Annotated in this window: 24 protein-coding genes; 11 read left to right on the plus strand and 13 right to left on the minus strand. The window is 67.9% G+C overall.

Features of this window, described 5'->3' with window-relative positions; translation table 11 throughout:
* Nucleotides 1-185 precede the first annotated feature (185 nt).
* The gene (locus ACNA7R_RS12695; RefSeq protein ID WP_416283933.1) at nucleotides 186-635 is read left to right on the plus strand and encodes a response regulator; all 450 of its coding nucleotides are present in this window, start codon (nucleotides 186-188) and stop codon (nucleotides 633-635) included.
* A 53-nt stretch (nucleotides 636-688) separates the two neighbouring features.
* Here ACNA7R_RS12695 and ACNA7R_RS12700 read toward each other — a convergent pair whose 3' ends face one another.
* Nucleotides 689-937, minus strand: coding sequence for a hypothetical protein (locus tag ACNA7R_RS12700; RefSeq protein WP_416283934.1), 249 nt, complete (start codon nucleotides 935-937; stop codon nucleotides 689-691).
* Between the two features lie 113 nt (nucleotides 938-1,050).
* Between ACNA7R_RS12700 and ACNA7R_RS12705 the strand changes: the two genes are divergently transcribed.
* Nucleotides 1,051-1,653: a riboflavin synthase gene (locus tag ACNA7R_RS12705; protein ID WP_416283935.1), complete on the plus strand. Its 603-nt coding sequence runs from the start codon at nucleotides 1,051-1,053 to the stop codon at nucleotides 1,651-1,653.
* A gap of 1 nt (nucleotide 1,654) precedes the next feature.
* Here the strand turns inward: ACNA7R_RS12705 and ACNA7R_RS12710 are convergent, their stop codons facing one another.
* Entirely contained in the window at nucleotides 1,655-2,668 is a 1,014-nt protein-coding gene (locus ACNA7R_RS12710; RefSeq protein ID WP_416283936.1) for a PrsW family intramembrane metalloprotease, read from the minus strand.
* A 137-nt stretch (nucleotides 2,669-2,805) separates the two neighbouring features.
* Between ACNA7R_RS12710 and ACNA7R_RS12715 the strand changes: the two genes are divergently transcribed.
* From ACNA7R_RS12715 to ACNA7R_RS12740, 6 genes are all read left to right on the plus strand, one after another.
* Nucleotides 2,806-2,961: a hypothetical protein gene (locus tag ACNA7R_RS12715; RefSeq protein WP_416283937.1), complete on the plus strand. Its 156-nt coding sequence runs from the start codon at nucleotides 2,806-2,808 to the stop codon at nucleotides 2,959-2,961.
* 69 nt (nucleotides 2,962-3,030) lie between these two features.
* Nucleotides 3,031-3,408: a hypothetical protein gene (locus ACNA7R_RS12720; RefSeq protein WP_416283938.1), complete on the plus strand. Its 378-nt coding sequence runs from the start codon at nucleotides 3,031-3,033 to the stop codon at nucleotides 3,406-3,408.
* A gap of 43 nt (nucleotides 3,409-3,451) precedes the next feature.
* Nucleotides 3,452-4,885 (plus strand): DUF402 domain-containing protein, encoded by a 1,434-nt coding sequence (locus ACNA7R_RS12725; protein ID WP_416283939.1) that lies wholly within the window; start codon nucleotides 3,452-3,454, stop codon nucleotides 4,883-4,885.
* A 435-nt stretch (nucleotides 4,886-5,320) separates the two neighbouring features.
* Nucleotides 5,321-6,220, plus strand: coding sequence for an acyltransferase (locus tag ACNA7R_RS12730; protein ID WP_416283940.1), 900 nt, complete (start codon nucleotides 5,321-5,323; stop codon nucleotides 6,218-6,220).
* A 116-nt stretch (nucleotides 6,221-6,336) separates the two neighbouring features.
* Complete coding sequence (locus ACNA7R_RS12735) at nucleotides 6,337-6,660, plus strand: hypothetical protein (protein WP_416283941.1); 324 nt, start codon at nucleotides 6,337-6,339, stop codon at nucleotides 6,658-6,660.
* Between the two features lie 202 nt (nucleotides 6,661-6,862).
* Nucleotides 6,863-7,108 carry a PRC-barrel domain containing protein gene (locus tag ACNA7R_RS12740; protein ID WP_416283942.1) on the plus strand — a complete coding sequence of 82 codons (246 nt, stop codon included), beginning with the start codon at nucleotides 6,863-6,865 and terminating at the stop codon, nucleotides 7,106-7,108.
* On the opposite strand, the gene ACNA7R_RS12745 is transcribed toward ACNA7R_RS12740, so the two are convergent.
* From ACNA7R_RS12745 to ACNA7R_RS12770, 6 genes are all read right to left on the minus strand, one after another.
* On the minus strand, nucleotides 7,071-7,982 hold the full coding sequence (locus ACNA7R_RS12745; RefSeq protein WP_416283943.1) for a universal stress protein: 912 nt from the start codon (nucleotides 7,980-7,982) through the stop codon (nucleotides 7,071-7,073). The two genes, ACNA7R_RS12740 and ACNA7R_RS12745, sit on opposite strands and share 38 nt — an antisense overlap.
* Before the next feature lie 31 nt (nucleotides 7,983-8,013).
* Complete coding sequence (locus ACNA7R_RS12750; protein WP_416283944.1) at nucleotides 8,014-9,339, minus strand: hypothetical protein; 1,326 nt, start codon at nucleotides 9,337-9,339, stop codon at nucleotides 8,014-8,016.
* Nucleotides 9,340-9,474: 135 nt separating this feature from the next.
* Entirely contained in the window at nucleotides 9,475-10,734 is a 1,260-nt protein-coding gene (gene prf1, locus ACNA7R_RS12755) for a peptide chain release factor aRF-1 (RefSeq protein ID WP_416283945.1), read from the minus strand.
* Between the two features lie 105 nt (nucleotides 10,735-10,839).
* The gene (gene argS, locus ACNA7R_RS12760; RefSeq protein ID WP_416283946.1) at nucleotides 10,840-12,627 is read right to left on the minus strand and encodes an arginine--tRNA ligase; all 1,788 of its coding nucleotides are present in this window, start codon (nucleotides 12,625-12,627) and stop codon (nucleotides 10,840-10,842) included.
* A 198-nt stretch (nucleotides 12,628-12,825) separates the two neighbouring features.
* Nucleotides 12,826-13,983: a pyridoxal-phosphate dependent enzyme gene (locus ACNA7R_RS12765; RefSeq protein ID WP_416283947.1), complete on the minus strand. Its 1,158-nt coding sequence runs from the start codon at nucleotides 13,981-13,983 to the stop codon at nucleotides 12,826-12,828.
* 1 nt (nucleotide 13,984) lies between these two features.
* Nucleotides 13,985-14,944 carry a succinylglutamate desuccinylase/aspartoacylase family protein gene (locus tag ACNA7R_RS12770; RefSeq protein ID WP_416283948.1) on the minus strand — a complete coding sequence of 320 codons (960 nt, stop codon included), beginning with the start codon at nucleotides 14,942-14,944 and terminating at the stop codon, nucleotides 13,985-13,987.
* A gap of 152 nt (nucleotides 14,945-15,096) precedes the next feature.
* On the opposite strand from ACNA7R_RS12770, the gene ACNA7R_RS12775 reads away from it, so the two are divergent.
* Nucleotides 15,097-16,257: a PQQ-dependent sugar dehydrogenase gene (locus ACNA7R_RS12775; RefSeq protein ID WP_416283949.1), complete on the plus strand. Its 1,161-nt coding sequence runs from the start codon at nucleotides 15,097-15,099 to the stop codon at nucleotides 16,255-16,257.
* A 27-nt stretch (nucleotides 16,258-16,284) separates the two neighbouring features.
* Here ACNA7R_RS12775 and ACNA7R_RS12780 read toward each other — a convergent pair whose 3' ends face one another.
* From ACNA7R_RS12780 to ACNA7R_RS12790, 3 genes are all read right to left on the minus strand, one after another.
* Complete coding sequence (locus ACNA7R_RS12780) at nucleotides 16,285-17,544, minus strand: magnesium transporter (RefSeq protein ID WP_416283950.1); 1,260 nt, start codon at nucleotides 17,542-17,544, stop codon at nucleotides 16,285-16,287.
* Between the two features lie 51 nt (nucleotides 17,545-17,595).
* The gene (locus tag ACNA7R_RS12785) at nucleotides 17,596-19,125 is read right to left on the minus strand and encodes a stage II sporulation protein M (protein WP_416283951.1); all 1,530 of its coding nucleotides are present in this window, start codon (nucleotides 19,123-19,125) and stop codon (nucleotides 17,596-17,598) included.
* A gap of 72 nt (nucleotides 19,126-19,197) precedes the next feature.
* Nucleotides 19,198-19,479: a hypothetical protein gene (locus tag ACNA7R_RS12790; protein ID WP_416283952.1), complete on the minus strand. Its 282-nt coding sequence runs from the start codon at nucleotides 19,477-19,479 to the stop codon at nucleotides 19,198-19,200.
* Between the two features lie 122 nt (nucleotides 19,480-19,601).
* Here ACNA7R_RS12790 and ACNA7R_RS12795 point away from each other — a divergent pair, with 122 nt between their 5' ends.
* Nucleotides 19,602-20,744 carry an MBL fold metallo-hydrolase gene (locus ACNA7R_RS12795; RefSeq protein ID WP_416283953.1) on the plus strand — a complete coding sequence of 381 codons (1,143 nt, stop codon included), beginning with the start codon at nucleotides 19,602-19,604 and terminating at the stop codon, nucleotides 20,742-20,744.
* Nucleotides 20,745-20,865: 121 nt separating this feature from the next.
* Here the strand turns inward: ACNA7R_RS12795 and ACNA7R_RS12800 are convergent, their stop codons facing one another.
* Complete coding sequence (locus tag ACNA7R_RS12800; RefSeq protein WP_416283954.1) at nucleotides 20,866-21,516, minus strand: sensor domain-containing protein; 651 nt, start codon at nucleotides 21,514-21,516, stop codon at nucleotides 20,866-20,868.
* A gap of 47 nt (nucleotides 21,517-21,563) precedes the next feature.
* The gene (locus tag ACNA7R_RS12805; protein ID WP_416283955.1) at nucleotides 21,564-21,893 is read right to left on the minus strand and encodes a nuclear transport factor 2 family protein; all 330 of its coding nucleotides are present in this window, start codon (nucleotides 21,891-21,893) and stop codon (nucleotides 21,564-21,566) included.
* Nucleotides 21,894-21,985: 92 nt separating this feature from the next.
* Between ACNA7R_RS12805 and ACNA7R_RS12810 the strand changes: the two genes are divergently transcribed.
* The coding region (locus ACNA7R_RS12810) for a Rieske (2Fe-2S) protein (RefSeq protein ID WP_416283956.1) at nucleotides 21,986-22,618 on the plus strand (633 nt) is incomplete at its 3' end.

A 22,618-nucleotide genomic window follows, 5' to 3' on the forward strand; every position in this document is an offset into this window, starting at 1 on the left:
TTGCTGTAACTATTTACCGCCGATCGCCGACCCCGTTCTGGCGATCGGCGGTAATTGACTACAGTAAACCGTATGAGTCCGGCGGTTTCGCCGGCAAATAGTATATATATCCGGGGCCTGCACACGCAGCCGTTCCCAACGTGTATAGTGATCGGTCTTATCTGGATGTCTTGAGAAACTACCGTATGAGAACCGTGACTCCGTCCGAGCCAACCGACATTCTTCTCGTCGAGGACAATCCCGGCGACGCGACGCTGATCAGCGACGCGTTCGACCAGGTTGCCGACGACGTTCGAGTCCACACCGTTCCCGACGGCGCCGAGGCGATGAGCTATCTCTCCGATCACCGCGACACCGGCTCGTTTCCCGATCTCCTGTTGCTCGATCTCAACGTGCCGCGGGTACACGGGCTGGAACTACTCGAGACGCTCCAGGAGGAGTCCGAACTGACCACGCTCCCGGTAATCGTGCTGACCTGCTCGGAGGACGAGTCCGATATCGCCGAGAGCTACGACCGCCACGCGAACGCCTATCTCACGAAACCCGACAGTCACGACGAGTACGTCTCGCTCGCTCGAGCGGTCGACGAGTTCTGGGTCAGGACGGCCCAGCTGCCGTCAGTGACGGCTGCGTAGGCGGTTTCGGTCGAACGGAGTCACTCGACGTCGCGAGAACGTCCGATCGCCGATCACCGATCGTCGGCCTCGTCAGGATCCTTGCGTACCGTTCCGACCACTCGTTTTGCGACGGCCGCGGGAACGTCGGAGGGGAGAGTGAGTCGGTGCTGGACGAGCACGAGTCCGATCGCGAGACCGATCAGCACCGCGCCGACGGCCGTCTCGCCGCGGACCAACAGGAACTCGAGTCCGGCAAGCGCGGCCGGCAGCGCGAGCACGAGGGTGCCCGCCAGCTTGATCGTGTCGATAATTCCGGCCATCGACGCCGGCTACGAAGGGGGCGATCAAAAGCGCGGCGGCTCCCGCCCCGTCACGGAACCGTGACGCGTCCGCGTTCCGGAGCGGTTTTGTCCGTCGGCTCGAACCCTCGGATATGTTCACGGGAATCGTCGAGGAGACCGGGACGATCGCCGCCCGCTCCCGAACCGAGGACGGCCTCCGGCTCCGGATCGGCGCCGACGAGGTCGCGAGGGGGCTCGAGCACGGTCAGAGCATCAGCGTCAGCGGGGTCTGTCTCACGGTCGAACGCTTCGAAGAGGACGCGTGGTTCGAGGTCTTTCTCGCGAGCGAGACCGTCGAGCGAACGTATCTCGGCGACCTCGAGGAGGGCGAGGCGGTCAACGTAGAGCGGGCGATGCCCGCCGACGGCCGCTTCGACGGCCACGTCGTCCAGGGTCACGTCGACGCGGTCGCGACGGTCTCGAGGGTCGAGTCCGTGGACGAAGACTGGTTCTTCGAGTTCGAGCTGCCGGCGGGCTACGAGCGCTACGTCGTCGAGAAGGGGTCGATCACGCTCGACGGGATCAGCCTCACCGTTGCGGATCTCGCCGACGACGGAACCGTTACCGTCGCCATCATCCCTACGACGTACGAGCTGACGACCCTCTCGGAGAAGGCGGTTGGCGATCCGGTCCACCTCGAGGTCGACGTCCTCGCGAAGTACGTCGAACGGCTGCTCGAGGCCCGCTTCGAGTGACTCAGCGACGGCGGCTCGGCGGATCGAACTCGGTCAGCTCCGGCGACGGCACGTCGTCGGTGTCGCCCCGAATCTCCCGGTATGTTCGCCGGTAGCGGGCGATCTTCCGGTAGAGGTAGTAGCCGATCGCGAGGTCGAAGACGATCACGTACGCGACGAACGCGACGCCGAACCCGATCGGGTACAGCGAGGTGAGAATTTCGGGGACGATCCCGACGGTGGTGTTGTACGTGGCGTGGACGAACGCGGCGATCAACAGTCCCTTGACGACGATCGGGCCGGCGTACTCGCGATTGAACTTCGCCAGACCGAGGTAGTAGCCGGCGATCGCCGAGTAGATGACGTGACCGGGACCGACCAGCGCCCGCTGGGTCGCGATGTCGGTCGCCGCGGCGAGGGTTCCGACCTGGGCCTCCGCGACCGTGCCGGCGACGTAGATCGTGTTCTCGATGGCGGCGAAGCCGAGCCCGGCGATCGCTCCGTACACTGCACCGTCGATGACGGCGTCGAACGTGCCGCTTCGGTACGCGAAGACCCGAACCGCGAGGAGCTTCACCGTCTCCTCGACGGGGCCGACGATCAGGAAGAAAAAGAGGATCGTGCCGAGCGCGCCGAACAGCTGGAAGTACGGTCTCGTCACCGAGTTGACGACGGCCGCAAACGTCGCGAAGAGGACCGCCAGGACGAACGTCGCGACCAGCAGTCCCAGCGGCTCGTTCGTCGTGATGTCGGAGTACCAGATGAACGCCGCCAGCAGGGCCGCCGGGACGACCGAGAGTCCGAAGAAGACCGCGAGCCACGGATCCTCGAGGACGAGTACGCCGGGCTGGACGAGCAGGAACGCGGTGATCGCGAGGGTGACCCCGATGATGATCGCATGAAGTCCGTAGGCGATCCCGTTGTACGTCGCGACCGAGAGCCGGTCGAGGGCGTTCCGCGGCTCCCACGTCGAGACGTCCTGGAGGTCCGTCGACTCGTCGCTGGCCCGTTCGACCGGGTCGCGCCGTCGTTTCATGCGGCGGGATACTCTGCCCTGCCCGGTAATAGTTCGGTCCGTCGCAGTCCGGGCCGGTCGGTCCTAGTATGATATCAGATCTCATGATGGGTATTAGGATCGAGCTTATGTGTACTCGATCGTGAGAACGGATCACGATGTACAACGCGAGTCGCGGTATCCACTACACCGCACCACCGGGTCCCGAGGACGAGACCGACGAGGCGAACGAAAACGCAACCGAGTCGGCGACGCCCGCGAGCGCCGACGACGCCTCGTCGCCGGCCGAAACCGGCCTCGCCGCAGACGACTGACGAACCGACAGCCGAAGCTGACGGCCGACGAACCGAACGCACAAAGGGGTGTCGCGTCAACGTCCCCGCATGCACTTCGATCAGCGAACGCAGCGGGCGCTTCGCGAGGTCGGCCTCGAGACCGACGAACTCCGGGCCGCCTCCGAGGCGGTCGTCGAAGCCGTCGAGGACGACGCCGACGCACTCGAGTCCTTCTTCGACGCCCACGAGACGGTGTACTCGGACATGGAGATGGCCCACTCGAGCGCCGACTACCCCGAACACGCCGTCGGGGATCTCGATCTGACGACCCACGCCGACGAGATGCGCGGCTGGCTCCGATTCGATACCTGGGGCGTCTACGTCGAGGACGGTCGCGTACTCTCCGACGGCTCCGTCGAGTTGACGCTGGGACCGACGATCCACGATCGGGTCCGGTTCGCGCCCGACCGCGAGACGCTGCGGTGATCGCCGTGTCGGCGACCGAATCACCGCCCGCGGAGGGGCGACGATGACGACCGCTCGAGTGCGGGGGATCTACGCGACGGCCCTGACGCGGCTGTTGAACGACGACGGGCTCGAGGTCGTCCAGGCTTCCGACCCGATCCGCGAGCGCTTCGAGGCGGAGTCGTTCGCGGCCGCGCCCGCCGACGTCTCCCTCGAGACGACCCGCGACCGGCAGGGCGTCGAAGTGTCGGGCGACCCCGACGCGGTGGCGACGGCCGTCTCGAGGCTCGAGGAACTCGCCGTCGATACGTTTTGCTGGGACGACGACGTCCCCCGCGGCGCGGTCTTCGACGCGGAAGTGCTCGAGGCCGACGGCGGGGGCGGCGCCGTCGTCGATCTCGGCGACGGCCGCCGGGGCTACCTCGAGTACGACGACGTCGACGGCTACGTCGATTCGGGGAACCGCTACCGCGTGCAGGTCCGCGAGGCAACCCCGCCGTGGGACGACGACGATCCCCGGGTCGCCCCGGGGCTCGAGGCTGCGGGCGGGCTCTGTACCCTCTCGCGCGCTCGTAGCGGCGTTTCGGCGGGTCTCCGGGGCGAGCGAGCCGAGGAACTCGTCGGCATGACCGACCTCCTCTCGGTCGACGTCCCCGAGGGCTGGGGGCTGCGCTGGCACCGTCCGGCCGCCGACGCGGACCTCGCGGCGATGGAGAAGGCCCTGGAGGACGCCGTCGACCGCGCCCGCGGGCTCGAGGACGCGCTCGCGGACGCACCCGAAGAAGCCGAATCGCCGAATCGGCTGGCAGCGCCCGAAGCGACCCGCTGGCTCTGGTTCGGTCGCGACTCCCGCTTCGCGCTCGACGAGCACCGTCGCGAGGTCGAGTCGACGATGCCGGGCCACCACCGGACCAAGGCGGCGGATCGGGCCGCCAGCGCTGCGGTCGACTTCGCGGAGGCGGTCTGTGGGTCGAGCGACGGCGGCTTCGCGGGCGGGTTCCCGTTCGACGCCGTCTCCCGGCAGTTCGGCCCGCTCGAGGGCGACCGCCTCGAGATCGGCCACGGGAAACCCGACGGCCGGCTGATCTCGCTGGGCTACGGCGACGTGACCGACCGGGATCCCGAGGGAACGATCACGCTCGAGCGCTCGATGCGCGGGGGCGGCACGTACGACGCGCTCGACGTCCCCAAGGAGGACGGCGACGTCGCGGTGACGAAGTTCCGCGAGGGACGGTGGTGGTATCCGACGACCTACAGGGATAGCGAGGGGTCGTCGAAGGGCACCTACGTCAACGTCTGTACCCCGCTCGAGCTATTTCCGGACTGCGTGCGGTACGTCGACCTCTACGTCGACGTGATCCGCACGCCCGACGGGGCGGTCGAGATCGTCGATCGCGAGGAACTCGAGGACGCGATGGACGACGGCCTCGTCGCGGCGCCGTTAGGGGAGAAGGCGCTCGAGGTCGCCGAGGCCGTCGAGCGTGCGCTCTCGAAGTGAGTGCGCCCCATCGATCAGTAGAGTACCGCTCCGTTCTGCGGTCCGATATCTGCGGTCGAGTACCAGAAGGCTGCTCCCGGAACGGAAGCAGTCTCGTGGGGGAATGGTGGCATCCAACTCAACACCCCCCACAGCACCCTGCGGTGCATGCGAGGGGTGTCGGGCCCGACATATATAATTGGGTGATCAGCCGTCGGCTCGAGTCTCGCGTCGCGGTTCAGTCGACCGCGAACGGCTCCAGCCTGGGAGTCTCGGCGAGCCGTCCCCCCTCGAGTTCGCCGAGCCTGAACTCGTCGGCGTTGACGTCGTGCAACCGGCAGACGTCGATCGAGTCCGTCGAATCTTCGTAACCGGGACCGGAACCGATCGGGGAATCACCGGGGAGACGATCCGACAACCGAACTCCTATCACCTCTGCGGGCAAAACGGCTCTGTATGACAAAGCGGGACGTCTCGCTTCCCGACGAGGCGGAAGCAGGAATGCGCGAGTTCATCGACGAGGTCGATCGACGCCTCTCGAGCGACGAGGATACGTGCTCGGTCGTCGAGGACGTACTGATCGATCTCTCGGGCGACCGGGAGGCCTACGAGCGCTGGCGGGGCGGCGAGTCGATGACGCCGGCCGAACGGGTCCGTCTCCAGAGCTACGATCCGTGCAACACCACCCTGGAGAGCGAGTACTACGCCGAGAAGGACGAGGAGGCGTTCCGGCGGTCGAAACACCTCCAGTGGCTCTGGCGGCAGTTCGACAGCCTGCCGATCGCGGACAACGTCGAGTTCGCGCTGCGATTCAGGCGGATGCTCGCCGACCACCTCTTCGCCGACTGCGGAGAGAACTGTCGGTTCTTCAAGGGCGTGACGTTCACCTACGGCCACAACATCACGATCGGGGACAACACGGTCGTCCACGACGACGTCCACCTGGACGACCGCGGGAAGCTGACGATCGGCGACCGCGTCTCGGTCTCCGACGGGGTCCACCTCTACTCCCACGATCACGACGTCGTCGACCAGACTGAGGTCCGCAACTACCACACGATCGTCGAGGACGACGTCCGACTAACCTACGACTCGATGGTCCGCGCCGGCTGCAAGATCGGCGAGAACGCCATCGTCGGCGCGCGGGGGATCGTCCAACACGATATCCCGGCACACCACATCGCCATCGGCATGCCGGCCAAGAGCGTCAAGATCAAACCCGGCTGGGAGGACGTCGCCACGCCGATCGAGGAGGCCGGCGTCAACCGCCAGGAGCAGCGCCACCTCGAGTACGAGCTTCCCGAGGATCTCGAGGTCTTCGACGAGTTCCAGCGCGACCTCCGCCCGCCCCGGTAGCCCCGAAACGGCAGACCCGCTCGAGGGCGGAATCGGGGCTCGTTCAGCGACGGACTACTGTCACGACGCGATGAGGGAGGGAATACCCAAGTGCGTTGAGACCGTATCACACGGTGATGGAGCTCTGGGGCTGGCTCGTCGGCTACGTGGTGCTGTTTGCCCTCCTGCACCTGTTACTGTACTACGTCTACGTCCGCCGCGAGGACGGCGACGGCGTCCAGTCGCCGTCGGTCGCCGACCCCGGTCGGGGCCAGTCCCGTTCCTCGCCCGGCTCCGATCGCTACTCCTCCTCGCCGGACGGCGTCGGCGACACCGACGAGGGCGAGGCCGAAACCGACGTCGACGGCGAGACGATCAGGTGTCCCCACTGCGGCAGCAGAAACGACGCCGATCGGACGTTTACGTACTGCTGGAACTGTATCTCGGGACTTCGCCAGTAGCGTCGGACTACCGCGCTCACTGACCCGCAACATCACATTGAACGATCAGTGGAACCGTTGCTTTGCGCCCAATCTGGCCTTAATCGGTCGAACGAGCGTAACGGTTCCCGGGTTCGACAGAAACGATTTCGGCGCTTTATCCGGCGCGAGATCCATCTTCCGGCCGTTTCAGTGGCGGCACGGAGCGGTCACGGGAGATCGAATGGAACGAACGGAACTCACGAACGACGACGAGGGAAAACGCGTCCTCAACGCCGACGGGACCGAGGTCGGTCGGCTCGTCCGGGTCGACGACGGCTACGGCTACGTGGATCCCGATCCGACGATCGTGACCACGCTCCGAGCCAAACTCGGCTTTCGACCCGACGGGACGGCCACCCATCCCTTCGACGCGGGAAGCATCGAGGAGATCACCGACGACGCCGTCCGTCTTCGGGGGACGCTCTGACCGAGTCCGTGAGCGAGCCGACCCGCTCGAGCAGCCGCTCGGTTCGGGACGCCGCGCGCCGCTTGGCGATGACGACGGGACACTCCGCCTCGCGGCCGACGGCGTCCGCGACCGAGCCGATCACCGGCGGGCGGAGCAGTCCGGTCCCGGTCGCACCCAGCACGATCAGATCGTGCTCGGCCGCGGCCTCGAGAATCCCCGTCGCCGAGGAAGGGGCCTCGACGAGACGCTGGTCGACCGGGACGGCCGGGAACGAGGTTGCGGTACGGCGGAGCCGACGGCGCGCAGTGGTCCGGTCGGCCATCGGTCCCTCGTCGGTCACCACCGAGAGGACGGTAACTCGCGCCCCGTTCATCGCGGCGATAGCGGCGGCGACGTCGCTCGCCAGGCCGGCGTGGGGGCCGCCGACGGTGGGCACCAGCACGCTGTCGACGCCGTCGGCGACCGTCCCCATCCGTTCGACCAGCACGTCACACGGCGGCCGACGCAGTACGGGATCGACGGAGGTTCCCAGGATCGTATCCGTGGTGCTCGCACGCTCGCGCCAGCCCATGAGTAAGACGTTTGCGTCGACCTCGTCCACGGCATCCCGGATCGCACCGGGCACGTCGCTGTCGACACGGACCTCCGTCGTGACCGGGACGTCCGAGACGGTCTCGGCTCGCTCGAGCAGCTGCGTGCTCTCCTCGGCGTACTCGGAGACGATGTACTCGTCGGAGAACAACAGGAACGGCGAGTTGACCGGCTTGTGTTCGATCGCGATCGCGTGAATCCGCCCGTCGTGTCGGGTCGCCAGGTCCGAGGCCGTTCGCAGGAGCTGCTCGACGGCCGCCGGGTTCGACAGCGCGACGAGAATAGTGTACTGTTCCCCCATACCACACCTTCGGGGGCCAGGAGCAAAAGGCTCACCCGCTGGCGTCGACGGTAACGGTGCGTTCGGCCGCGTCGTCGAGGCTCTCGACCCGCACGGGGAACGTATCCGCGTTGGCGACCGGGTACGTCTCGTACCCGAGAACGACCGTTTCGGTCGTCCCGAACGGAACGGTGACGGCGGCGGTGTCGACCCGTTCCCGGTCCGTCCCGACCAAGAGGTCGAGCTCCTGGGTCGTGTCGCCGACGTTCATCATTCCGCCCTCGTTCTCGACTTCGACCGTGATCTCGAGCCGATCGCCGCCCTCGAGGGGCTCGTTCGTCCCGACGATTGCGACCGCGAACGGAGGCCGAATCTCGGGGCCGTCGACGATCGCCTCCGCGCTGGTCCGGCCGTCCTCGCAGACGACCCGTGCCCCGGTCGGGTAGCCGGCGGCGACCCAGCCTGGACCGGTCCGGGCGAGCGTCACCTCGTCGCGTTCCCCCTCGAGGTGATCGACCCGGACCACCGTCCGGTTCTGCCCCTCGATCCAGACGACGCGGTCGAGTCGCCCCTCGGGATCGCGCGCGACGAGCCCGCTCTCGACGACATCGTCGACGCCGACGACCGCGTCCGCGCCGGGATCGCTGTCGAACGACTCGATCGTCGGCGGACCCCGGCCATCGGGAGCGACCTCGAGGGTCCAGTCGTGACTCGCCGATCCCGTCTCCGTGGGGACGGTCGCGCCGACGTCGTAGGTGCCCGCGGTTTCGGGCGCCGCGAGGTAGGCGCCGGTCCCCGTCAGGAAGGTGTAGTCGCCCGCGAGCGCGAGGTCGCCCGCAATCGCGTCGTCGGCCTCCCACTCGAGGTCGGTCGGCTCGAGCCGTCGTCCCGTCGCGACCTCGAACAGCACTGTGGTACCCGGCCGGACCGTGACGTCGTCGGCGTCGGGCCTGATCGCCGCGCTCTCGCCGTCGGCGGTGCCGACCACGGTGACGGTTCGCTGGTCGGCGTCGATCCCCGCCTCGAGTCGGACCGGAAACGACTGGGTGCGCCGGACGCGGGGCGTCTCGTACCCCATCGTGAGCGACGTTGTCTCGTCGGGCTCGAGGGAGACGGTCCGTTCGTCGACGGTCTCGGGATCGTGCCCGACCACGAGGCGTGCGTCGACGGTCGTGGTCGCTCGGCCCTCGAGGTCGGCCGTCACCTCGAGGCGCTCGCCGGCCGCGACGGGCGCGTTCGTCTCGCGGAGCCGGACCCCGACGTCTTCGGTTCGGGTTCGGCCGACGGCACCCGACGTCGCTGCGAGCACCGCTCCGGTCGCGATACTGCCGAGGACGCGACGGCGTCCGTATCGTCGCGACTGTCGTTCCCACCACATGATGCTCGAGGGGCGTCGGGCCGGTGCGATAACTCCACGGGATCGTTACCTCGATAAGGAGCGATTCACGGATCGTCGGTGGTCGAAAACGAGTCGTTCAGTTACGGAGACCGTTGTAGTCGGTGCTTACGGCGTTCAGACACCGGTGGAGTACCGGAGGATGCCAGCGAACCCGCCGAAGGCGTTGTAGAGCTGTTCGCCCTTCTCGAAGTCCGTCGAGATGAACTTCGTGTCGGTGCCGCGCTGTTCGGCGATCTCGATGAGGTGGTCGATGGCGTCCTCACGGTCCTCCTCGGTCGCCTCGACCTCGCTGCCGCAGTCGCTGCAGGTGTGGTCGGGCGTCGCCTTCCGTCGGTCGACGACCTCGCGGTCGGTGTTGCCACACTCCCCGCAGTCGTAGGTGATGACGTCCTTTCGCAGGTCCTCGCTGATCAGCAGGCGGTCGACCGCGCCCATCATGAGGTTCCGTCGGGTCTGTTCGAACCCGTAGGTCGCGAGGTCGCCCGCGTTGAGTTCCTCGAAGAACTCCTCCATCTGCTTTTTGTCCTTCATCACCTCGGCGTCGGCCAGGGCGTCCTCGGCGTTGTCGACGAGGTCCTTGAGGCCGGACTCGTCGGTGTAGGCGACGTCGAACTTGCCGATCACGTTGTCCTGGATCTCGTGGTGGAGGTAGTCGCCGTCGAGGAACTCGTCCTTGGTCGGCGACGGACCGCCCACGAGGATGCCGTCGAGTTCGTGCCGTTTGGCGACGAACAGGTCGTTGGCCATTCCCGCGACCTCCTGGTAGAAGTTGTCGATCGCCTCGAGGCGCAGCCGGGCGAATCGCTGGGCGGACTGGCCACCTTTGCGCTGCTTGCCGGGCACCAGCGAGGAGGCGGACTTGACCGCCTCGACGCGTTTGCCCTTCAGCCAGCCGACGTTGGCCTCCCGGCGATCGAGGACGATCAGCCCGTACAGGCCCTTGTCGGCCATCATCTCCTCGAGCGGTTCGATGAGGAAATCGGAGTCGCAGTGGTAGCGGAAGGACTCGACGGGCTGGGGCGGGCTCTCGAGGACCTTCGTGACCATCTCGGTGCGGCCGCCGCCGGAGTCGACGGCGCCGGAGAACAGCACCATCCCGTTCTCGGGCGGGTAGGTGTCGTAGTACCGCAGCCGATCCTTGATACTCGTCAGCGCGTCCTGGACGGCCGTCCGGGTCTGCTTGGACTTGATGTTGGCCGCCTCGCTGTGTTCCTGCGTGACGTGGGTGACGACGTCGCTGATCTGGCGGTCCTCGGGGATGTAGATCGAGACGAGCTGCGTGCCGGAGCCGTCGAAGTCCTTGAGATCCTCGATGACCTTCCGGAACTCGTACTTCTTCCGGTCGGATTGCTCCTGTTCGGCCTCCTGGCTCATTGGGCGTACAAAACGGTGCTGTGGCTAAGTATCCTTTGACACGCGCTACGCGCCCGTCGATGATTCACGCGGCCCGCGGCCGCCGATAGGCTGTACTCCGGCGGCCTACATCGACCGCGGGGCCGCGACGCCCAGGATCGAGAGGGCGTTCGCGACCGTGTGTTTCGAGGCCGCCACGAGCGCGAGGCGGGCCTCCCGAACCTCGGGATCGACGTCCTCGGCGAGGACGGGACACTCCCGGTAGAAGGCGTTGAACCGGTCGGCGAACGTGCGGGTGTAGGTCGCGATCTGGTGGGGTTCGAGGTCGTCGGCGGCCTCCTCGACGACCGCCGGGAACCGCGCGAGCGTCTCGAGCAGCTCCCGTTCCGCGGCGGTCTCGAGCAGGGCGGCGTCGACGGACTCGAGGTCGATCTCCTGGTCGGCCAGGGTCGTCTCGGGATCGAGTCCCGCCTCTTCCAGGATGCCACAACAGCGCGCGTGGACGTACTGGACGTACGGTGCCGACTGGGCCTCGAAATCCAGCGCCTGCTCCCACTCGAAGGTGATCGCCTTCGCGGGTTGTTTCGAGACGATGTCGTACCGAACTGCACCGATCCCGACCTGGTGGGCGATGCGCTCGATGTCCTCGTCGTCCAAATCGTCGTCGCGGATCCGGTCGTCCAGGCGGTCCTCGACCTCCTCGCGGGCGCGGTCGATCGCCTCGTCGAGCAGGTCGTCCAGATCGACGCCCGTCCCGCGTCGCGTCGACATCTTCCCCTCCGGGAGGTTGACGTAGGAGTACAGCACCTGCCGGAGCGGGTCGGTGTCGTTGCCCAGCAGCTCGAGGGTGGTCCGGAGCTGCTCGGCCTGGAGGGTGTGGTCCTCGCCTAACACCGTCACCGCGTTGTCGTACTCCTCGAACTTCCACTCGTGGTGGGCCAGGTCCCGCGTGGGGTACAGCGAGGTGCCGTCGGCCCGCAGGAAGACGAGATTCTTGTCGATGCCGTGGTCGTCGAGCTCGAGCTGCCAGGCGTCCTCTTCGTACACCGCCTCGTCGAGTTCCTTGAGCCGCGCGACGAGGTCATCAGTGTCGCCGTTGCGCATGAACCGCGTCTCCTTGACGAACTCGTCGAACTCCGCGGGCAGGCGGGCCAGACACTCCTTCATCCCGCCGAGCACCTGGTCGACGACCTCGCTGACCCGCTCGTAGGCCTCGTCGTCGCCGGCCTCGAGGCCCTGCATGATCGATTCGATCTCCGCTTCGGCCGCCTCGACGGCCTCCTCGTCGGCGTTCTCGAGGTAGGCGTTGCCCTTCCGGTAGTAGCGCACGAGGTCGTACTCCGGGCGATCGCGTTCGGGTTCGCCCTCCAGATCGTCCTCGTCGAACGTCTCGTAGGCCCAGGTGAAGACGGCCATCTGCCGGCCCGCGTCGTTGACGTAGTAGTGGCGGTCGACGTCGTAGCCGGCGTAATCCAGCAGGTTCGCGACGGCGTCGCCGATGATCGGGTTCCGGGCGCGGCCGACGTGGACCGGCCCCGTCGGGTTCGCGCTGGTGTGCTCGACGACGACCGACTCCTCGCGGTCCTCGAGGGCGCCGTAGTCGGCGGCCGTCGCCGTCTCGAGCGTGTTCTCGAGGTAGGCGTCGCTCGGCAGGAAGTTGAGGTACGGTCCCTGGGTCTCGATCGCCGCGACGTACGTTAGCTCGTCGACGTCGATCTTTTCAGCGAGTTCGGCGGCGACCTGCGGCGGCGGGGCGCCGGCCTCGCCGGCCAGCCGGAAGGCCACGCTCGAGGCGAGGACGCTGTCGACGTCCTCGGGCGGTTCTTCGATCCCGAGATCGTCGGTCGGATAGTCGAGCGTCGACAGCGCCGTCTCGAGGGCGCTCTCGACCTCCGCGCGTAGGGAGAGGAACATACCCGCCCGTATTCAGGGGGGAAGTAAAGGAATGTCGGGTTTCGTTCCGTCTCGGTTCGTCGGCCTCTGGGCGCCGACGCTGCTGGGCGCCGCGACGTACTTCCAGCAAAGGAGCTGTACGCGACGCTCGAGGAAGGTCTCACCTTCGCCTAGACCGGCCGACTCGAGGGCGAGGAACCAGCATCGATCGAACGATTCTCACTCGATTTTCAGGCCGCTGCCGGTCAGCGGGACGACGACGTCCGCATCAGCGGCGAGGACGCCGCGCTCGCGATACCGTTCCAGCGCAGCCGGCGCGACCGCACAGGTCGGCTCGACGTAGAACCCACTGCGGTGGAGCCGTCCGAGGGCGTCCTCGATCGTCGACGGCTCGAGGGCGAGGACGTCGCCGTCGGTTCGCTCGATCGCCTCTACGATCTCCTCCTCACGGGCCGGCTTGGCGATTTGAATCCCGTCGGCGACCGACTTCTCGTCGTGGTCGGGATCGGAGTCGGTCGCGGATCCGTCGCCGACCGCAGCCGCGATCGGAGCGTGACCCGCCTCCTGGGCACCGAGCAGCCGCGGCAACTCGTCGATGATCCCGGCCTCGAGCAGCAGCGAGAACCCGCGATAGGCGCCCAGAAACAGCGTCCCGTGGCCGACCGGGAGCACGACGGCGTCGGGAGCCGTCCAGTCGCGCTGGGCCGCGATCTCGAGGGCGAACGTCATCGTGCCGGCGTAGAACGCGGGGTTCCAGGCGTGGCTGGCGTACCAGCCCACGCCGGGCTGGCAAGTGGCGACGTCCGCCGTCCCGTCGCGGTCGGCCCCGCTTTCGCCCTCGACGGCCTCGATGCAGGCGTCGGTGACGGCCTGCCGACTCCCCTCGATCCGAACCGGTCGGGCACCCGTTCGCTCGATCGCCCCCAGCTTCGCGGGCTTGACGTCGGCGGGGACGTAGATCTCCGCGTCGATCCCGGCTCGAGCCGCGTACGTCGCGATCGCGGCCCCGGCGTTGCCCGAGGAGTCCTCGAGCACCCGTTCGACGCCGAGTTCGGCCGCCCGGGAGAGCGTCGTCGTCGCGCCCCGGTCCTTGAACGACCCGGTCGGGAAGACGTACTCGAGCTTGAAGGCGGCGTCCCACTCGGGCGCCTCGACCAGCGGGGTAAAGCCCTCGCCTAGGGAGACTCGCTCGTCGACCGGAAGCCACGGCTCGAAGCTCCAGAGCCCGCGACCGGGCTCGAGTTCCAAGGCGGTCGGATCGTCGGGGAGCGGTCGGTCAGCGAACTCGAGGGGGCTGCCGCAGTCACAGCGCCACGGCTCGTCGGGGCCGGCCGCGTAGGCGGTGCCACAGTCGGGGCAGGTGAGATCGGACGTCATCTCAGTACTCGTCGATGTCGGTCGCGACCGAGCAGACGTACTCCCCCGTCGCGACCTGTGGAAGTCGACGGCTTCGCCAGAGGATCCCGTCGCTGTCGGCGGTCACCGTCTGCTTCGGTTCGCCAAAGGGCGTCGTCACGGTAAACAGCGTCTCGCCGGCGCTCACCCGGTCGCCGAGGTCGGGCTCGAGGTCGACGAGACCGCCGGCGGGCGCGCCGAACTGCTCGAACCCCTTCGCGCGGGTCTGGGGCTCGGGGGTCTCCTCGCCCTCGAGGAAGCCGTAGTAGCGGAGCACGTTGAACACGCCCTCGACGCCCTTCCTGATGCTCGTCTCGTCCCACCCGACGCAGCCGCCGAGCTCGGGGTCGACGGTCGGGATCCCCTCGTCGGGCGCTGCACGGGCGAGCTGGCCGTCGGGCCCCTTCTGGTCGAGGATGTAGCCGCAGCCGAAGACTTTCGCCAGCTCGAGGCACTCGCCGTGGAGCCGGTGGCGGGTGCCACAGCGAACCCGAACCTCGTCGATCATCCGGCTGGTCGATCCCTGGTGGAGGTCGAGAATGAGGTCGGCACGGGTAGCTACTTCGAAGGTGGCTGCAGCGATCCGTTCGCTCGAGGTGCCGGCCGCGTTCCCCGGGTACGCCCGGTTCATCTTCGTGTCGTCGATCGGGTTGCGGTGTTCGGCGACCTGGAAGCCGTGGTAGTTGACGATGCCGACGATCAGGATCGTGCCGCTGAGTTCGGCCGGATCGAGCTGCGGAACGACCCGCCGGACGACGCCGACACCGTTGAGTTCGTCGCCGTCGCTGGCCGCCTGCATATAGAGGGTCTTTCCGGATTCCGCGCCGTTTACGACGGCGACGGGGAGACCGAACGGGCTCCCGTCTCGAGTCTCGCCGACCTCGAGACGGCCCGTGTCGATCTCGCCGGGATCCGCGCTCGCCGTTCCGAGCGTCGTTGTCATGTGTTCTGAGGTTGAACCCGTCAGCCTTTATTGATTCGGTTAGCCCCTGCGTCGATCGGGATACTCGTCGTGTGGGGCGGACGCTCACGCCTCGGCGACCGTCCGGCCGGTCCCGTGGAAGGCTTTTGTCCGACCGGATCCCAGGGTGTACCGTGAATCGACGCACGATCCTCGCGGCATCCGGCAGCGCCCTCTCGGCGACCGTCGCGGGCTGTGCCGGCGTGCTCGACGAGCCCGGCGACGACGGGCTCGAGGTCGAGGCGGTCGCCGACGGCTTCGAACACCCCTGGAGCATCTCGGTCGTTCCGGACGACGGCCGGCTGCTCGTGACCGAACGCGAGGGGACCCTTTCCGTCCTCGAGCCGGGCGACGGCGCCGTCGAGGACGTCGACGGCGTTCCGGACGTGTACGCGGAGGGGCAGGGCGGGCTGCTCGACGCCGCCTTCCACCCCGAGTTCCCGGACGAGCCGTGGCTCTATCTGACCTACGCGACGGCCAACGACGCCGGCGAGTCGACCACGGCCCTCGGCCGGGGGGAGCTCGATCTCGAGGCGGGGAGCCTCGAGGGGTTCGAGCAGCTGTACGCCGTCGAGCCGTTCGTCGACTCGGACGGCCACTTCGGTTCCCGGATTGTCTTCGGCGAGGACGGCGCGGTCTACGTGACCGTCGGCGACCGCCAGTCCAAGGAGTTCGGCCCCGACCACTACTCCCAGGACACGTCCACCGGGATCGGGTCGACGCTGCGCCTCGAGCCCGACGGCTCGGTTCCCGACGATAATCCGTTCGTCGGCGACGACGCCCTCGACGAACTCTACAGCTACGGCCACCGCAACGCCCAGGGGATGACGATTCACCCCGAGACGGGCGAGCTCTGGCAGTCCGAACACGGCGAGGAGGACGGCGACGAGATCAACGTCGTCGAGGCGGGGGCGAACTACGGCTGGCCGGTCGCGGGCTATGGCTGCCGGTACGGGACCGACGATCCTATCGGCGACGAGTCTCACGAGCGCGACGACGTCGTCGATCCGGTCTACTACTGGGAGTGTGGCTCCGGCGGGTTCCCGCCCGCGGGGATGACGTTCTACGACGGTGGCGCTTTCGAGGAGTGGACGGGCGATCTGTTCGTCGGGAACCTGGCCGGGGAGTACCTGGGCCGGTTCACCGTCGACGGCACCGACGTCGAGGAGGTCGATCCGCTGCTTGAGGGACGGGGGTGGCGGATCCGGGACGTCGAGGTCCACCCCGAAACGGGTGCGCTGTACGTCGCCGTCGACGACGCGGAGGCTCCGGTCGTTCGGTTGACCCCCGAGTAGGTGGTCGTCGGAGTCGAACGGCCGCCTTCACAGCAGGATCGCCTGGGCCAGTCCGAGGAAGACGAAAAAGCCCAGCACGTCGGTCGCGGTGGTGATGAAGATCGTCGCGGAGGTGGCCGGATCGAGCCCGAGCCGGTCGAGCAAGAGCGGCGTTATCGCGCCGAAAAAGCCCGCGATCACCAGGTTCGCAACCATCGAGATGCCGATCACGGCGCCGAGGAGGATCCCGAACTCGGCGAAGGAGAAGGCGATCGCGATGACGGCGACGAGCGCACCCGTTATGAGACCGTTGACGGCGCCGGCGATCACCTCGTTGACGACGACACGCTTTCCGGTGTTGAGCGACACCTCGTTCAGGGAGATTCCCCGAACGGTGACTGCCATCGCCTGCGTGCCGGCGTTCCCTCCCATTCCGGCGACGACCGGCATGTAGGCGGCGAGGATCGCGACGGCCGCGATCGTCGACTCGAACAACCCGACGACCGCTGCGGCCATAAACGCCGTTCCGAGGTTGAGGATCAACCACTTGTACCGCCTCCTGACCTTCTCGCCGGGGCCGTCGAGGACGCTCTCCTCCTCGTCGACGCCGGTGAACTCGTAGAGGGTCTCGCCCCGGGCCTGTTCGACCAGCATCAGGAGGTCGTCGGCGTGGATCACGCCGAGAATGTCCTCCTCTTCGTCGAGCACCGCCACCGACCGCTCGCGGTTCCGCCGGAACACGTCCAGCACCTCCTCGTCGTCGCGGTCGTACCGGACGTGCGGCGTTTCCCGAACGTAATCCGTGATCGACTCGGTCTGTGGATCGGCTACCGAGAGCGCCGCACCCGGGAGTTCACCGAGGAGTTCGTCCCCGTCGGTGACGAAGATCGTCGGCACGCGGTCCGTTCGCTCCTCGAAGCGCCGAACACGCTCGATCACCCCGGAGAAGTCCCGATTCCCGTCGACGGTGACGTAATCGAGACTCATCAGCCCGGCCGCGCTCTCGGGGTCGAACGACAGCAGGAAGTCGATCTTCTCGCGGCGTCGGGCGTCAAGCGTCGCGAGCAGCGCCTCGCGGGTCTCCTCGTCGGCGTACCCCAGTACGTCCGTCACCTCGTCCGGATCGAGCCGGTCGATGAACGTCTCCAGCTGGGCCCGGTCCATGTCCGCGACGAGGACCTCCCGGACGTGCTCCGGGAGCGCAAAGAAGACGTCCCGCCACTCTCCTCGCGGGAGGTCGGTGAACGGATCGGACGGCTCCGGAGACGTCGCGATCGTCTCCTGTACGTCCCGTGGTTGGCTGGCCATACTCCGAAACGGGAGATGGGATACTAAGTCGTACCGAAACCGTCGCCGAACTCAAAGGAACAGTCCGTAGTAGTACGGACTGACGAACCCCTCGACGAACGCCGCGATCGCCAGCACGATCCCGAGGCCGACGACGACCCAGAACGCCCGCTCGAGGGCCTCGACGACGTCCCGACGGCCCGCGCGGCCCCGGAACGCCCGCCAGCCGACGACGCCGAGCCAGAGCCCGAGCGCGCTGGCGACGAAGATTGCGGGCACCTCGAAGATCCCGTGGGGGACCACGAACGCCAGCAGCTCGAGCGGTTCGACCTCGAGCCGGGCGACGATCCCCATTACGAACCCGTTGAACGCCAGCGAGACGAACGCGGGGATCGCCAGCGCCAGCCCGCCGAAGGCGGTCGTGAACGCGACCATCCAGTTGTTGCCGAAGAACTCGAGGGCGGCCGCGGGCGGGACGTGGCCCTCGAGGCGCTCGTCGATGGAGGTTTCGGCCGTCCCGACGAGCGGGTCGGCGAGCTCCCAGCCGGCCCAGAACGTGGCGACGGCCGTGACGACGACGAACGCGTGGAGCAGCGGCGTCGCCCGGACGAACGCGAACAGCTCGGCCCAGCCGCGTTTGAGCCCGCCGACGAACCGGCTGCGAAACGGCCGCTCGGGTGCGGGCGGCGGCGAGAGTCGATCCTTCTGAGCGCCGTACAGCGCCGTCTTCAGCAGGTCGAGAAACGGGAAGACGACCAGCGTCGTGAGCAGGGTGCCGAGCGAGGAGATCTCGGCTACCACGAGCAGTCCCGAGAGCACCGATAGCGCGACCGTCGCGCCGACCGCGAGGGCGTAGTAGAAGCCGGCCGAGACGGGGTGGCGACGGATGAACCCCAGAGTCGCGGAGAGCGAGCCGAACACGCCGGCGTCGTCGACGACGACCGCGACGGGAGCGAACGCGAACACGGCGCGGATCGCCGCGAACGCGATCGCCAGCACGAGTAGAACCGGGAGGACGACCAGGACCGCCGCGATCCCGGTTCCAACCCCGGCGGCGAGGACCGCCCCGACCAGTACGGCCCCGACGAGGGTGATCGCACCGACGACGATCCAGGCGCCGAGCTCGAGCAGGTAGAGCCCGATAAAGCGGAGCCAGAATCGTTGCGCGCCGACGAGGCCGATCACCAGGCCGCGATCGTCCCGGAGTCGACCGTAACAGGCCGAGAGCTGGGCGGCCGAGACGGCCGCGTAGAGCGCGATCGCGAGGAGGATCGACCCCAGCGCGACCGCGGCCGCGAGCAACTGGAGCTCGAGGGGAAGCAGCTGTGCGACGACCGGTTCGAGCCCGGCGAGCCAGGCCTCGAACGCCTCCGGGTCGGCTTCGGGATCGGGCGCCTCGGGGACCCCGTGCTCGAGTTCGGCGAGCGCGACGTCGAGCCGGCCGGTGAACTCGAGGTAGACGTACGCCAGGAAGACCCCGAGAAAGGGGAGCACGCGAACGATCGCCGGGACGGCGGCCCCGAGCAGGTAGAACGGGAGGATCTCGGCGGGACGGCGCCGGAGCACCGCGACGGCGCCGGCGACCGAGTCGGAAAGTGTCATACGCTCTGATTGCGTGATCGGGACGTTAAATCATCCGCTCGCGGAACGCCGTTCGCCGATCGGCGCGCTCGATCAGTTGTACGTCCGATCGTCGAACGCGTCGCCGTCGCCCGACTCGTCCGACGCGGGGTTCGACAGCCGGGGCGTGAACCCGCCGGTGAGGATGACGGCGACGACGACGAGGGCGGCCGAGAGGACGACGAAGTCGGCGCTCGGATCGTAGCCGGCCAGCCCCGCGCCCGTCGAGACGACGAAGATCGCGACCGCGAAGACGACCGTCGCGAGCGCTCCGATGACGACGATACCGATCACGCTGCCGAGCAGTCCGCGGAGGACGTTTCGTACTGGTGCCATCCGGTAGCCGTTTCGAGCGCGGAGCCGTAGTGGTTGCGGCCGGCTACGGGCGCCGGCGGTTTCGGTTCCGTGCCGGCACGCGTCGTGGAGACGTTTAGGTAAGTCGGCGGCGTACCGTGGGTATGGTAACCACACTCTCTGCCGATCGGCTCGCGGAGCTACAGGACGGCGACGAGGAGTTCGCGCTCGTCGACACGCGTCCCGAGGACAGCTACGAGGCCTGGCACGTCCCCGGCGCGATTCACTTCCCGTTCGACCCGGAGGAGGAGCTCGACGGCCGCCTCGAGGAGTTCGAGAAACTGATCGGCGACACCGAGCGGGTGGTCACCATCTGCGCGAAGGGGCTCTCCTCGGGAAACCTGGCGACTCAGCTCGAGTCGGCGACCGACGCCTACGAGGTCGAGACCGTCGACGGTGGGATGAAGGGGTGGAGCGGCGTCTACGACGCGGTCGAGGTCGAAGGGACCGGCGACGCCCGGATCGTCCAGGTCCAGCGCCGCGCGAAGGGCTGTCTCGGTTACGTCGTCGGCTGCGCAGCGAGCGGCGAGGCCGTCGTCGTCGACCCCACCGCTGACACCGACGAGTTCACGGTCGCCGCCGAGGAGGCCGGGCTCTCGATCGTCGGCGTGGTCGACACCCACGTCCACGCCGACCACGTCTCCGGGGGCCGTCAGCTCGCCGACGAGCTCGAGGTGCCGTACTACCTGAGCGAGCGCGCGACCGAACGCGACGTCGAGTTCGAGTACGACGCCCTCGAGCGCAACGAGGTGCTCGCGGTCGGCGAGCGCGAGCTGAAGGCGATCGCCTCGCCGGGCCACACCAGCGAGATGATCAACGTCCTCGTCGACAACCGGGCGCTGCTGACCGCCGACACCTTACATGTCGACTCGACGGGACGGACGGAGCTCGAATTTAGCGAGGACGAGGGCGAGGAGGGCGCGCGAATGCTCTACGAGACGCTTCACCGGACGATCCTGGCCGAACCCGAGGGAATCGTGGTCCTCCCCGGTCACGTCACCGTCACGGCCGACGGCGAGTTCGAACACGGCTTGCCGGGCGCGGAAATCTCGACGACGATCCGGGAGGCGCGCACGGGGATCGACGTCCTCGAACTCGAGGAAGACGAGTTCGTCGACCGGCTGGCCGACGCCGGCGAGAAGCCGGCGAACTTCGAGGAGATAATCGAACGCAACCGCGGGGCGCTCGAACTCGCGCCCGAAGACCGGGTCGAACTCGAGATGGGGCCGAACAACTGCTCGGCGTGATCGCCGTCGGTCCTCCGGGTCGGCGCTCGGGGGGCGCCTCATACGGTTTACTGTAAGTCAGTACCGGCGCAACCGCCGCACGGGTCGCGGTTGCGCCGGTAAATCGTTACAGCAATCCGTATCAGTGGTTCGTTACCGGCTCGCCGAGCAGTGCAGCGCTCATCCGTCCACAGACGTAGGCGATCGCGTTCGCGACGTGGACGAAGACGACCAGCAGCGCCGCGCCGAGCGCGCCGGCCAGCGCCACCTCCGGGACCGTTTCGATCGACCAGACGAGCGGCTCGCCGTTGAGTTCGCCGAACTCGGCGCCGGTGGGGTATCGCAGCGGCGCGAGGAGGAGTTCGGCGATCGACGCGAGCGCGATCACGCCCAGCAGGGCGACGACGGAGACGAGCGTCTTCATCGAGAGGAAGCCGACCGCCCGCCAGGTCGAGGGCGCGTCGACGTACGCGCGGAGCCGCGAGCGAGTCCCGGGTGCGTCGCCGACGTCCCCGTACCGCTCGAGGTCGAGTCCCAGCAGCGCGTTCGCGAGCCGCCGTTCGAGGCCCGCGGCGATCCTGGCGCCGAGGAGGGCGACGAAGAGGATCGCCACGCCGACGAGAACGAGCGTCAGGAGCAGGCCCAGCAGGACGCCGAAGCCGAACGCGAAGTAGTACAGAACGCCCAGCGGAATCGCCAGAAACAGGTAGAGGAGGTTCTTGTACGTCTGGCGGGCGACGAGCGCACCGACCGTTCGTCGCCCGGCGCGCCCGATTCGTGCGGCAGAACTCATTACCGGTTGAACAGTTCAATGCTGTCACCAAAAGTCCTCGGGCGCCGTCACCGGCTGTACGTCTCGAGGCGAGCGATCCGTTCGTCCCCGAACTCGAAGAAGTCGGCGAACTCGAACAGCGCCGACCCCGACTCCTCGTCGACTACCCGTCCCCGAACCGCGACGTTCCCGCCGTCGGCGAGGGCGTCCTCGAGGTCGTGTCGCGTGCGCTTGTTCGGCCGGCCTTCGCGCATGAACTCGACGAACGCCTCCCGGCCCTCGAACCGGCGGTCCGGACGCCGCTGGACGAACTCGGGAGCGAGAAGATCCTCGAGGGCGTCGTACTCGTGGGTATCCAGCGCGTCGTAGTAGCGTTCGACGAGGGCGACGGGGTCCATACCGAACCCTCTCTTCGGGGGGGCCAAAAGTGCCGTCCTCCTCAGTGTCTCGAGCGCGAACGCTTACGGCCGTGCCAGTCGATACCACTCGCATGGCGACGACCGACGACTTTCGGGCGACGATCCCCCTCGAGGAGTTACGGGAACAGGGGCGCGCGCAGGTCAGCGTCGACGGCACCCCGCTGGCGCTGTTCCACCACGAGGGCGAGGTTCGGGCCGTCGACAACCGCTGTCCCCACATGGGGTTTCCGCTCTCGGAAGGGACCGTCGACGACGGCGTCCTCACCTGTCACTGGCACCACGCGCGGTTCGAACTCGCCTGCGGGGACACGTTCGACCCCTGGGCCGACGACGTGCAGACCTACCCCGTCGAGGTTCGGGACGGCGAGGTCTACGTCGATCCCGATCCCGAGCGCGAGCGCCCGCCCGCCGAGCACTGGGCAAGCCGCCTCGAGACCGGGCTCGAGGAGAACCTCGGGCTCGTCCTGGCGAAGGCGACGATCGGGCTGCTCGACGCCGGCGTCGATCACCGCGAGCCGACGGCGACGATCCTCGAGTTCGGCACCGGTTACCGCGAGAGCGGCTGGGGACCAGGGCTGACGATTCTGGGCTGTCTGGCGAACGTGATCGACGACCTCGAGCCCGAGGACCGAAAGCGGGCGCTGTACGTCGGCGCGCGCCGCGTCGCGAGCGACTGTGCGGGCGAACCGCCGAACTTCGACCAG

Origin of the sequence: Natronococcus sp. (assembly GCF_047921035.1) — an archaeon.
GTDB lineage: Archaea > Halobacteriota > Halobacteria > Halobacteriales > Natrialbaceae > Natronococcus.

Excerpts from the sequence above, each read along its gene's own strand:
- ACNA7R_RS12695 (WP_416283933.1), top strand. The coding sequence starts at position 186 with ATGAGAACCGTGACTCCGTCCGAGCCAACCGACATTCTTCTCGTCGAG.
- ACNA7R_RS12700 (WP_416283934.1), bottom strand. The coding sequence starts at position 937 with ATGGCCGGAATTATCGACACGATCAAGCTGGCGGGCACCCTCGTGCTC.
- ACNA7R_RS12705 (WP_416283935.1), top strand. The coding sequence starts at position 1,051 with ATGTTCACGGGAATCGTCGAGGAGACCGGGACGATCGCCGCCCGCTCC.
- ACNA7R_RS12710 (WP_416283936.1), bottom strand. The coding sequence starts at position 2,668 with ATGAAACGACGGCGCGACCCGGTCGAACGGGCCAGCGACGAGTCGACG.
- ACNA7R_RS12715 (WP_416283937.1), top strand. The coding sequence starts at position 2,806 with ATGTACAACGCGAGTCGCGGTATCCACTACACCGCACCACCGGGTCCC.
- ACNA7R_RS12720 (WP_416283938.1), top strand. The coding sequence starts at position 3,031 with ATGCACTTCGATCAGCGAACGCAGCGGGCGCTTCGCGAGGTCGGCCTC.
- ACNA7R_RS12725 (WP_416283939.1), top strand. The coding sequence starts at position 3,452 with ATGACGACCGCTCGAGTGCGGGGGATCTACGCGACGGCCCTGACGCGG.
- ACNA7R_RS12730 (WP_416283940.1), top strand. The coding sequence starts at position 5,321 with ATGACAAAGCGGGACGTCTCGCTTCCCGACGAGGCGGAAGCAGGAATG.
- ACNA7R_RS12735 (WP_416283941.1), top strand. The coding sequence starts at position 6,337 with ATGGAGCTCTGGGGCTGGCTCGTCGGCTACGTGGTGCTGTTTGCCCTC.
- ACNA7R_RS12740 (WP_416283942.1), top strand. The coding sequence starts at position 6,863 with ATGGAACGAACGGAACTCACGAACGACGACGAGGGAAAACGCGTCCTC.
- ACNA7R_RS12745 (WP_416283943.1), bottom strand. The coding sequence starts at position 7,982 with ATGGGGGAACAGTACACTATTCTCGTCGCGCTGTCGAACCCGGCGGCC.
- ACNA7R_RS12750 (WP_416283944.1), bottom strand. The coding sequence starts at position 9,339 with ATGTGGTGGGAACGACAGTCGCGACGATACGGACGCCGTCGCGTCCTC.
- prf1 (WP_416283945.1), bottom strand. The coding sequence starts at position 10,734 with ATGAGCCAGGAGGCCGAACAGGAGCAATCCGACCGGAAGAAGTACGAG.
- argS (WP_416283946.1), bottom strand. The coding sequence starts at position 12,627 with ATGTTCCTCTCCCTACGCGCGGAGGTCGAGAGCGCCCTCGAGACGGCG.
- ACNA7R_RS12765 (WP_416283947.1), bottom strand. The coding sequence starts at position 13,983 with ATGACGTCCGATCTCACCTGCCCCGACTGTGGCACCGCCTACGCGGCC.
- ACNA7R_RS12770 (WP_416283948.1), bottom strand. The coding sequence starts at position 14,944 with ATGACAACGACGCTCGGAACGGCGAGCGCGGATCCCGGCGAGATCGAC.
- ACNA7R_RS12780 (WP_416283950.1), bottom strand. The coding sequence starts at position 17,544 with ATGGCCAGCCAACCACGGGACGTACAGGAGACGATCGCGACGTCTCCG.
- ACNA7R_RS12785 (WP_416283951.1), bottom strand. The coding sequence starts at position 19,125 with ATGACACTTTCCGACTCGGTCGCCGGCGCCGTCGCGGTGCTCCGGCGC.
- ACNA7R_RS12790 (WP_416283952.1), bottom strand. The coding sequence starts at position 19,479 with ATGGCACCAGTACGAAACGTCCTCCGCGGACTGCTCGGCAGCGTGATC.
- ACNA7R_RS12795 (WP_416283953.1), top strand. The coding sequence starts at position 19,602 with ATGGTAACCACACTCTCTGCCGATCGGCTCGCGGAGCTACAGGACGGC.
- ACNA7R_RS12800 (WP_416283954.1), bottom strand. The coding sequence starts at position 21,516 with ATGAGTTCTGCCGCACGAATCGGGCGCGCCGGGCGACGAACGGTCGGT.
- ACNA7R_RS12805 (WP_416283955.1), bottom strand. The coding sequence starts at position 21,893 with ATGGACCCCGTCGCCCTCGTCGAACGCTACTACGACGCGCTGGATACC.